At 76.3% G+C, this 9,720-nt stretch carries 8 protein-coding genes; 2 read left to right on the top strand and 6 right to left on the bottom strand.

Annotation, left to right across the window (positions count from 1 at the left end; genetic code table 11):
* Positions 1 to 47: 47 nt before the first annotated feature.
* On the top strand, positions 48 to 521 hold the full coding sequence (locus tag MET2598_RS0119680) for a PAS domain-containing protein (protein ID WP_018262049.1): 474 nt from the start codon (positions 48 to 50) through the stop codon (positions 519 to 521).
* Between the two features lie 136 nt (positions 522 to 657).
* On the opposite strand, the gene MET2598_RS0119685 is transcribed toward MET2598_RS0119680, so the two are convergent.
* Positions 658 to 3,120, bottom strand: a complete 2,463-nt coding sequence (locus MET2598_RS0119685; protein WP_018262050.1) for a heavy metal translocating P-type ATPase — start codon at positions 3,118 to 3,120, stop codon at positions 658 to 660.
* Between the two features lie 188 nt (positions 3,121 to 3,308).
* On the opposite strand from MET2598_RS0119685, the gene MET2598_RS0119690 reads away from it, so the two are divergent.
* On the top strand, positions 3,309 to 4,007 hold the full coding sequence (locus MET2598_RS0119690; protein ID WP_018262051.1) for a DUF1007 family protein: 699 nt from the start codon (positions 3,309 to 3,311) through the stop codon (positions 4,005 to 4,007).
* Between the two features lie 143 nt (positions 4,008 to 4,150).
* On the opposite strand, the gene MET2598_RS0119695 is transcribed toward MET2598_RS0119690, so the two are convergent.
* From MET2598_RS0119695 to MET2598_RS0119715, 5 genes are all read right to left on the bottom strand, one after another.
* The gene (locus MET2598_RS0119695) at positions 4,151 to 5,452 is read right to left on the bottom strand and encodes an ATP-binding protein (RefSeq protein WP_012331563.1); all 1,302 of its coding nucleotides are present in this window, start codon (positions 5,450 to 5,452) and stop codon (positions 4,151 to 4,153) included.
* A gap of 92 nt (positions 5,453 to 5,544) precedes the next feature.
* Positions 5,545 to 6,615: a lysylphosphatidylglycerol synthase domain-containing protein gene (locus MET2598_RS0119700; RefSeq protein WP_012331562.1), complete on the bottom strand. Its 1,071-nt coding sequence runs from the start codon at positions 6,613 to 6,615 to the stop codon at positions 5,545 to 5,547.
* A gap of 161 nt (positions 6,616 to 6,776) precedes the next feature.
* Positions 6,777 to 7,400: a uracil-DNA glycosylase gene (locus tag MET2598_RS0119705; protein WP_018262052.1), complete on the bottom strand. Its 624-nt coding sequence runs from the start codon at positions 7,398 to 7,400 to the stop codon at positions 6,777 to 6,779.
* Between the two features lie 152 nt (positions 7,401 to 7,552).
* The gene (gene hutC / locus MET2598_RS0119710; protein WP_012331560.1) at positions 7,553 to 8,260 is read right to left on the bottom strand and encodes a histidine utilization repressor; all 708 of its coding nucleotides are present in this window, start codon (positions 8,258 to 8,260) and stop codon (positions 7,553 to 7,555) included.
* Complete coding sequence (locus MET2598_RS0119715; RefSeq protein ID WP_018262053.1) at positions 8,257 to 9,630, bottom strand: formimidoylglutamate deiminase; 1,374 nt, start codon at positions 9,628 to 9,630, stop codon at positions 8,257 to 8,259. The genes hutC and MET2598_RS0119715 overlap by 4 nt, the downstream gene beginning before the upstream one ends.
* Between the last annotated feature and the right edge of the window lie 90 nt (positions 9,631 to 9,720).

Below are 9,720 nucleotides of genomic sequence, written 5' to 3' on the forward strand. Positions count from 1 at the left end.
AAGCCTTAACGAATGCTGATTTACTTCTGTCCTTAGGGAAGACCGCTATGGACATCGTCAGCCTCGTTCAATTCTTCGCCGATCCCCTCGATCTCGCCGTCGTCCTCACCGACGTCGACCTCGAGCGGCCGGGACCGACGATCCTCTACGCCAACCCGGCCTTCGCCCGGATGTCCGGCTACGCGGAGGACGAGCTCGTCGGCCGATCGCCCCGCATGCTGCAGGGCCCGACCACCAGCCGGGTGGCCACGCGGCAGGTGCATCGCGCGCTGCGGATGAGCGGGCGCTTCCTCGGCTGCCTGCAGAACTACCGCAAGGACGGCGAGGCCTACCTGTGCGAGATCGACGTGCGGCCGGTATGCCGCCGGGACGGCACCCCGGAGGTCTTCATCGCCTTCGAGCGCGAGGTGGTCCGCCGCCGCGGGCGGCCCGCGCGGGGCGGGGCCGGGCGCTACCGGCCGGTCGCGATCTCCCCCGAGATCCTGCCGATGGTGGCCGGCGACACGCCGCTCTTCGGCTGATCCGGGATCGGCTTGATCGAAGCGGGTCCCGTCTCACGAGACTGCGCGGCGCCTGAGCGAAGCCGACATCCGCATGGCCGACATGGGAGATGGCGAAGCCATCAACCGGATGGCGGATGAGCCGGGGCGCCGGCCCTCAGGCGCGGCGAAGGCGCAGCGCGTTTCCGACCACGAACACGCTCGACAGGGCCATGGCGCCGGCGGCGAGGACGGGCGACAGGAGCGGGCCGCCGAAGAGGCGCAGCATGCCCGCCGCGACCGGCAGCAGCGCGGCGTTGTAGGCGAAGGCCCAGAACAGGTTCTGGCGGATGTTGCGCATCACCGCGCGCGAGAGGTGGAGCGCCTCGACCACGCCGCCGGGATCCCCCGCCATCAGCACCACGTCGGCGCTCTCCACCGCGACGTCGGTGCCCGTGCCGAGCGCGATGCCGACATCCGCCTCGGCCAGCGCCGGCGCGTCATTGATGCCGTCGCCCACGAAGGCGGTGCGGCCGTGGGCGGCGCGCATCTCCCGCACCGCCGCGAGCTTGTCGGCGGGCAGCACCTCGGCCAGCACCGTGGCGATGCCGAGCTCGCGGGCGATGCCCTCGGCCGTGCGCCGGTCGTCGCCGGTCACCAGCGCCACGGCCACGCCCCGTCCCTGCAGGGCCGCGACCGCCGCGGCGGCGCCCGGCTTCACCGGATCGGCCACCGCGATCAGGGCGGCGAGGCGGCCGTCGAGCGCGACGTAGAGGGGCGAGCGGCCGGCCTCGCCGAGCCGGGCCGCCGCCTCCGCGAGGGGCGCGACCGGGATGCCGAGCCTCGCCAAGTGCCGCGCCGCGCCGATTGCGACCGCGCGCCCGCCCGCCCGTCCGACGAGGCCGAAGCCCGGCACCGCCTCGAAGGCCTCGACCGGCGGAAGGGCGAGGCCCCGCGCCCGCGCCCCCGCGACGATCGCCCGGGCGAGCGGGTGCTCGGAGCGGGATTCCAGGGCGGCCGCGTGCGCCAGGGCTGTCTCGGCCAAGGCGGATTCGGCCAAGGCGGATTCGGCCGCGTCCCCGGGGGCGGGGATCAGGTCGGTGAGCGCGGGGTGGCCCTCGGTCAGGGTGCCGGTCTTGTCGAAGGCCACGGCCCGCACACCCTCCAGCGCCTGCAGGGCGGTGCCGTTGCGGAACAGGATGCCGCGCTCGGCCGCCCGCCCGGTCCCGACCATGATCGAGGTCGGCGTGGCGAGGCCCATCGCGCAGGGGCAGGCGATGATCAGCACCGCGATGGCGTTGACCAGGGCGAGGCCCAGGGCGGGCGCGGGGCCGAACAGCAGCCAGGCCAGGAAGGTCAGGGCGGCGAGGCCCATCACGGCCGGCACGAACCAGCCGGTGACCCGATCGACGAGGGCCTGGATCGGCAGCTTGGCCCCCTGGGCCGCCTCGACCATGCGGATGATCTGCGAGAGGACCGTGTCGGCGCCGACGCGCTCGACCGCGACCTCCAGGCTGCCGGTGCCGTTGACGGTGCCGCCCGTGACCGGCGCCCCGGCCTCCTTGCGCGCCGGCACCGGCTCGCCGGTGATCATGCTCTCGTCGACCGCGGAGGCGCCCGCGGCGACGCGCCCGTCGGCGGGCAGGCGCTCGCCCGGGCGCACCCGCACGCGGTCGCCGGGGCGCAGGTCCACCACCGGGACCTCGACCTCGCCCTCGGGGCGGATGACCCGGGCGGTCCGCGGCGCCAGCCCGACGAGGCGCGCGATCGCCGCGCCGGTGCGCCCCTTCGCCCGCGCCTCCAGGAAGCGCCCGAGCAGGATCAGGGTGATGATGAGGACCGAGGCCTCGAAATAGACGTGGGCCGTCCCCTCCGGCAGCAGGCCGGGCGCCAGGGTGGCGACGAGCGAGAAGCCGTAGGCGGCGCCCGTGCCGAGGGCGACGAGGGCGTTCATGTCCGGGTGGCCGCGCAGCAGGCCCGGCACGCCGCGCCGGAAGAAGCGCCGGCCCGGGCCCGCGAGGACGAGCGTGGCGAGCACGGCCTGGACGCCGTTGCTCCAGCCCTCCGGCACGAGGGCGTGCAGACGATGGGCGCCGATCAGGTGGCCGCCCATGTCGAGGACCACGACGGGCAGCGCCAGCAGGGCGGCGACGACGAGGTCGCGGCGCAGCCCGACCGCCTCCTCGGGCAGGGCGGGGGTCTCCGGCGCGGCGGCCGGCAGCGGCCGCAGCGCGTAGCCGGCCGCGGCCACGGCCCGGGCCAGGGCGGCCTCCTCCACCAGCCCGCCGGGATGGCGCACGCTGACCCGCCCGGTGGCGAGGTTGGCGCTGGCCTCGGTGACGCCCGGCACCGCCCTGAGCACCCGCTCGACCCGGCCGACGCAGGAGGCGCAGGTCATGCCCTCGACGAGGAAGTCCGAGGTCTGCTCGGGGACGGCGTAGCCGGCATCCGCGATCGCCTCGGCCAGGGCGCCCGGATGGTTGTCGGGGGCAAGCTCGATGGTGGCGCGGCGGGTGGCGAGGTTGACGGAGGCCGAGGTGACGCCCGGCACGGCCTTGAGCACGCGCTCGACCCTCCCCGTGCAGGAGGCGCAGGTCATGCCCTCCACGGGCAGGGTGAGGCGGCGGGCGGTCGCGGTCATGGCCGAACTCCTCGGGAGCGCGCCGCCGTCGCGCGCCGCGCTCCCGGCAGGATATGGGATTCGCCGGATCGGGCGGTGATAGGGCCGCGCTTCGCGCCAGCCCTGCATCCGCAACATGGTTTCGCCGCGCTTGGGCGCCAGGGGCGTTCCGCCGGGCGGGGCCCGGCCGGGACCAGGCGGGGGACGGGATGGGCAGCAACCGAGATCGGAGCGGGCCGACCGGCGGGCGGCCCTCGCCGCGCCCGCGCGCCGGGTGCGCCGTCGCGCTGGCCCTCGCGTCGGCTCTGGCCCCCGCCGCGGCCCGGGCCCACCCGCATGTCTGGGTGCAGGCGCGCAGCGAGATCGTCCTCGACGAGGCCCGCGCCCTCAAGGGCCTGCGCCTGACCTGGACCTTCGATCCCGACTACTCCGCCTTCGCGGTGCTGAACCTCGATTCGCGGCGCGACGGCGTCCCGGATCCCGACAAGCTCGCCGAGCTCGCCCGCGCCCGCGTCGCCGCCCTCGCCGAGACCGGCTACTACGTGCAGGCCAAGCTCAACGGCCGCCTCCTCGCCTTCGCGGCCCCGCAGGATGCCCGGGCCGAGTTCCGGGACGGGCGGCTCACCCTCTTCTTCACCCTCGCGCCGGCCGCCCCCGCGGCCGCCCTGCGCAGCCTCGTGGTCACGACCGCCGATCCGGATTTCTACGTCGCCTTCGGCCTCGCCCCGGGCGACGAGGCCGCGCGGGTCGCGGGCCCCGCCGCCTGCCTCGTCAAGGTGACGCATCCGGCCAAGGAGGCGCGGGTCGGCGAGCAGCTGATCCCGGATTCGGACGCGCTCGTCCGCCCGGGCGCGGCGGCCGCCGCCGGGGCCGACTACACGGGCCGCGTGCTCGTGGCCTGCCCCTGAGCGGAGCGGCCCCAAGCGGGTCTGCTGCGAGCCCAAGCGGGTCTGCCGCGAGCCCAAGCGGGTCTGCCGCGAGCCCAAGCGGGTCTGCTGCGAGTCTCGCTCCCGCGCCGTCCACCGAGCCGGAGCACGTCGGCGAAGGGCGCTCAGCCCGGGGACGTCTCCTCGCGCCCCGCCCCCGCCGCGGCCGGGATCGAGGCCCGGAAGGTCGAGCCGCGGCCCGGCTCGCTCTCCACGACGAGCCGGCCACGGTGGCGGTTCAGGATGTGCTTGACGATGGCGAGGCCGAGGCCGGTGCCGCCCTGCTGGCGGCTGGAGGCCGGGTCGACCCGGTAGAAGCGCTCGGTCAGGCGCGGCAGGTGCTCGGGCGCGATGCCCGGGCCGTCATCCGCGACGGCGATCTCGACCTGGGCCGGCCGGCCCGCCTCGGCCGCGAGGGCCGACACGCGCACGCTCACGCGCCCGCCCTCGCCGCCGTACTTGACGGCGTTCTCCACGAGGTTCTCCACGAGGCGCAGGATCTCGTCGCGCTCGCCCAGCACCGCGAGCGGGGCGGGCCCCTCCTCCAGCGCGATCGCGACGCCCCGCTCCTCGGCGAGGGGGGAGAGGGAATCCACGATCTGGCGGGCGAGCGGCCCGACCTCGATCACGGTCGTCGGCGGCACGTGAGCGCGCAGCTCGATGCGCGACAGCGACAGGAGGTCGTCGATCAGCCGCGTCATGCGCAGGGCCTGCTCGCGCATGATGGCGAGGAAGCGGTCCCGGGCCAGGGAATCGTTGCGGGCCGGCCCCTGCAGGGTCTCGATGAAGCCGAGGAGCGAGGCGAGCGGCGTGCGCAGTTCGTGGCTGGCATTGGCCACGAAATCGACCCGCATCGTCTCCAGCCGCTTGGCCGAGGTGAGGTCGCGCAGGAACAGGACGAGGTTCGGCTGCCCGCCCGCGTCGGCCGAGCCCTTCATGGCGCCGATCTGGACCTCGAAGGTGCGCTCGGTCGGGACCCGCGGGGCGTAGAGGGTCTTGAGGGGCGCGCCCGTGTGCAGCACGGTCTCGATGCCGTCGAGCACGCCGGGATCGCGCAGCGCGAAGGAGAGCGGGTATTTCGGCCGCAGCGTCGGCAGCAGGGCGCGGGCCGCCGCGTTGGCCTCGATCACCAGGGCCCGGCGGTCGATCAGGATGACCGGGTCCGGGATATTGGCGAGCAGGGCCTCGGCGAGGCTGGGGCGGTCCTCGCACGCGCCCTCCCGGCGGGGCAGCGGTTCCTCCGCCCGCGGCGAGGCGAGCCAGCCGCCGAGCAGCACCGCCGCGGCGGTGCCGAGGCCGAGCCAGAGGTCCGGGCCGCGCTCCCAGGCGGCCGCCCCGGCGACCGTCAGGGCGGCGATCAGGGCGGCCCGCCACGCCGCCCGGCGGGCAGCGCCGGCCCTGTGCGGGTCGAAGGGGAGAGAAGGCATGGGTGCAACCCTAAGCCGATCGCGTGACGGGTTCGCGATGCCCGGCACGGTCGCGTCGGCGGTCCCGGGCGGCGGCGCGGCGCCGGGCGGCGTCACGCCTCCTCGTCGCCCTCGGGCGCCTCGCGGGGGGTGAGCCTGACGCGCTTGGCGATCTCGTAGGCGCCGAGCGCCGCCAGCGCCACCACGAAGGGCACCAGATAATAGCAGACCCGGAACAGGAGCAGCGCGCCGAGCACGGATTCCCGCGGCAGCCCCGACAGGGCGAGGAGCACGGTCGCCTCGAAGACGCCGAGCCCGCCGGGGGCGTGGCTCGCGATGCCGAGCATCGCCGCCACCACGTAGATCGCCACGAAGGCCTCGAAGCTCACCCCGTGGCCGGGCGGCAGCAGCACGTAGAGCACGCCCGCCGCCGCGCAGACGTCGCAGGCGCCCACCAGCATCTGGCTCAGGGAGAGGGCGAGGCCCGGCAATTCGAGCCGCCAGCCCCTCACCCGCACGCTGCGCCGCCTCAGCGTCACCCAGCCCAGATAGGCGAGCACCCCGGCCATGGCCGCGAGGCCGAGGCCCCGGTTGATGGCGCTGCTCACCGAGGTCAGGCGCGACAGGGGCTCGGCCTCCCGCACGAGGCTGAAGCCGAGCACCGCCCCCATGCCGAGCCAGAAGGTGAAGCCCGCCACGATGGTCAGCGCCGCGATCCGCCCGGGGCTCAGGCCCTTGCCCGAGTAGATCCAGTACCGGATCGTGCCGGCGGTCAGGAGCGGGAAGCCCAGGTTGAAGCTCACCGCGTAACTGGTGAAGGAGGCGAGCGCCGTGGTCCGGTACGGCACCCTGATCCTGAGCTGGCGCAGGGCGAGCGCGTCGTAGCAGGTGAGGAACAGGTAGCTCACCGCCACCAGCATCACGGCGAGGCTCACCTGCTCGCCGGTGGCGGCCGTGAAGGCGGCGCGCAGCTCCGACCAGGTCACGGTCGAGACGAGTTCGTAGAGCACGCCGAGCGAGATGAGGAACAGGATCGCGCTCGCGGCGGTGCCGATCCAGGCGTAGCGCCGCTTGCGGCGGCCGGCGCGGTCGAGGGCCGGCACCTCGGGCGCGGGATCCTGGTCCCGGCCCGCCGCGGTCGGCTCGGCCCGCGCGAGCCGCGTATCCTGTCTGGCGAAGTTCATCTCGTCGGCGTCCGACTCCGCTGGCCGCCGACCGGCCTCCCCCGCGGGCACCGGCCCGGCACCTTCGGCGGCACTCCGACCGAGCCCCGCTTGCGCCCGCCATGTAGGCGCTCCGGCGCCGGAAGACCAGACGAGACCGGGTCTTGCCCCGGGAGCGGGCCTCACGCGCAGAAGCGCAGATGCGCCGCCGCCTCGGCGAGTCCGGCCGCGATCCGCTCGCGCACCTCCGGGCTGGTGCAGACGAAGGTCGGGCTCGGATGGGGCACGCCGACCACCGGCAGGTCGGGCCGCAGCGCGCGCAGGGCGGCGGCGTGGCTCTGGGCGACGCGGCCGGCCAGGACCACCACGGCGAGGTCGGGCATCAGGTCGAGGAGGGCGGGCAGGTAGGGCGCGGCGGCGCGGATCTCGGCCCGGCGCGGGGCGCGGTTGCGGGCGCCGGGGGCGTGGATGACCCAGGGCACCGCGTTCCAGATCAGCGTGTCGGCGCGGGCGATCCGGGCCCGCGCCAGGAACCCGAACAGGTTGGCGGCGGTGCCGGTCGGGTTGTCGCGCGACACGAAGGCGGTGCGGCCGGTGGCGGGGCCGGGCGTCTCGAGGAGCAGGAGCAGCCGGGCCGCCGCGCCCCCGTCGAGGGGATCGGGCTCGGGCACCGGCGCGCCCTGCGCGGCGGCGATGCGGGCGGCGAAGGCGCGCAGCGGCGCGAGATGGGGCGCGCCGAGGAGGGCGCGCCTGGCCGCGAGCGCGGCCGGGTCCGCGAGGGTCTTGGGCGTGGTGGGCGCGGTCACGGGACGGTGTTCGCTGACGGGAGAGGCTTTCGGGAGCGGTCGCAGGCCGAGGAACGAACGAGCCGCCCCGTTGGTCCGGGCGCGGACCATGCCCGTCCCGATCAGCGGCCCGGCCTCACGGCGCCTGTCTCGTGGTCGAGCGCCCCGCCCCGTCAGGGCGAGAACCGCGCCCCCAGGCTGTAGGCGTCGCCCCGGAAGATCTGGCGCACGTAGGTCACCGTGTCCTCCCCGCGCCAGGTGCGGCGCTCGACCGCGAGGCAGGCGCCCCCCGGCGGCAGGTCGAGGGCGCGGGCGAGGGCGCCCGGCGCGTTGAGCGCCGTGATGCGGTGCGAGGCCTCCGTCCAGGGCACGTGCCGCAGCAGCCACGTGCCGGGCGGCACGGCGGAGAAATCCACCTCCGCCGCGGCCGGCACCGCCGCGAGGCTGATCAGGCGCTCCTCCTGCGCGAAGGGACGCCCGTCCGCGAGGTGGCGGCAGGTGAGGTCGAGGAGCGGCTGGCCCGGCGCGAAGCCCGCGCCCGGCGGGTCGCCCGCCCCCGCCCGCCGCTCCCGGCGCGCGACGAGTACCAGCCCGTAGCGCGCCCCGCGCGCCGCGATCTCGGCCGGGATGTCGGGGATCTGCAGCACGGCCGATTGCCGGGCGGGGGCGGCCACGAAGGAGCCGGCGCGGCGCCGGCGCTCGATCAGGCCCGCGGCCGCCAGCCCCGCGAGCGCCTTGTTCACGGTCATGCGCGAGCAGCCGTAGAGCGCCGAGAGTTCCGACTCGAAGGGGATGCGGTGGCCCGGCGGCCAGTCGCCCGACAGGATCCGCGCCTCGATCTCGCTGCGGATCCGGGCCGTCAGGCTGGGGCCCCCGGTCACGCGGCGAGCCTCGCCAGGGCGGCCCGGAAGCGCGCCGCCACCGCCTCCCGCCGGTGGTGCCGTCCCTGCGCGACGACGCGCGCCCCGGCGCGCCAGACCCGGTCGATCACCCCGGCGCGGGCCGCGAACACGAAGCCGTCGAGCCACGCGTCGCCGGAGCGCTCCGCCAGGGCCGGGTGGTCGGGATCGAGGGCGACGATGTCGGCGGGCTGCCCGGGCGCGAGGCCGGCGGGCCGGCCGAGGGCCTGCCCGCCCCCGGCGAGGGCGGCCTCGATCAGGGCGCGGCCGGTCGAGGCGGAGCGCGCCGAGGTCGCGACGCCGCGCACCCGCCCGGCGAGGCGCTGGCCGTATTCGAGCAGGCGCAGCTCCTCGGCCGCCGCGATCAGCACGTTCGAGTCGCTGCCGATTCCGAACCGGCCGCCCGCGCCCTGGAAGGCGGCCAGCGGGAACAGCCCGTCGCCGAGATTGGCCTCGGTGATCGGGCAGAGGCCCGCCACCGCGCCGCTGCGCGCGAGCCCGCGCGTCTCGCTCGGCGTCACGTGGGTGGCGTGGATCAGGCACCAGCGCGCGTCGACCGGCGCCGCGTCGAGCAGGAGTTCCACCGGCCGCGCCCCGGTCGCCGCCCGGCACTCCTCCACCTCGCGCAGCTGCTCGGCCGCGTGGATGTGGACCGGGCCGCCCTCCGCCAGGGGCAGGATCGCGGCGATCTCCGCGAGGGTCGCGGCCCGCAGGCTGTGGGGCGCGAGGCCGACCACGCAATCCCGCAGGTCCGCCACCGCCCGGCGGCTGCCCGCCATCACGGCCGCGAAGGTCTCCGGGTCGCTGACGAAGCGGCGCTGGCCCGCGGTCGGCGGCAGCGCGGGCGCCCCCTGCCCCGGCCCGAAGCCGCCATGGGCGTAGAAGACCGGCAGCAGCGTCAGGCCGATCCCCGCCTCCGCCGCCGCGGCGGCGATCCGCCCGGCCATCTCGGCCGGGTCCGCGTAGGCGCGCCCGTCCGGGGCGTGGTGCAGGTAGTGGAACTCGCCGACCCGGGTGAAGCCGGCCTCCAGCATCTCCACGTAGGCCTGCGCGGCCACCGCCTCGACGTCCTCCGGCGCCATCCGGGCCACGAAGCGGTACATCACCTCGCGCCAGGTCCAGAAGGAGTCCTCGTGCCCGCTGCGGCACTCGGCGAGCCCCGCCATGGCGCGCTGGAAGGCGTGGCTGTGCAGGTTCGGCAGGCCGGGCAGCGCGATCCCGCCGGTCTCGTCCCCCGGCCGCGCCGGCACGCCGCTCTCCAGCGCCGCGATGCGCCCCTCCCGGACGTCGAGGGCGACGCCCTCCGCCCATCCTTCGGGCAGCAGGGCGGAGCGGAACCAGAGCCGGGCCATCGCGGGTCCCTCCCCCGCGCGGGACGGGTGGACAAGGGTCCGCGCGGCCGATTATGTCTATACATACTCGGCGCGCACCGCCACCCGGCG

The sequence above is a fragment of the Methylobacterium sp. WSM2598 genome (assembly GCF_000379105.1).
Taxonomy (GTDB): Bacteria; Pseudomonadota; Alphaproteobacteria; order Rhizobiales; family Beijerinckiaceae; genus Methylobacterium.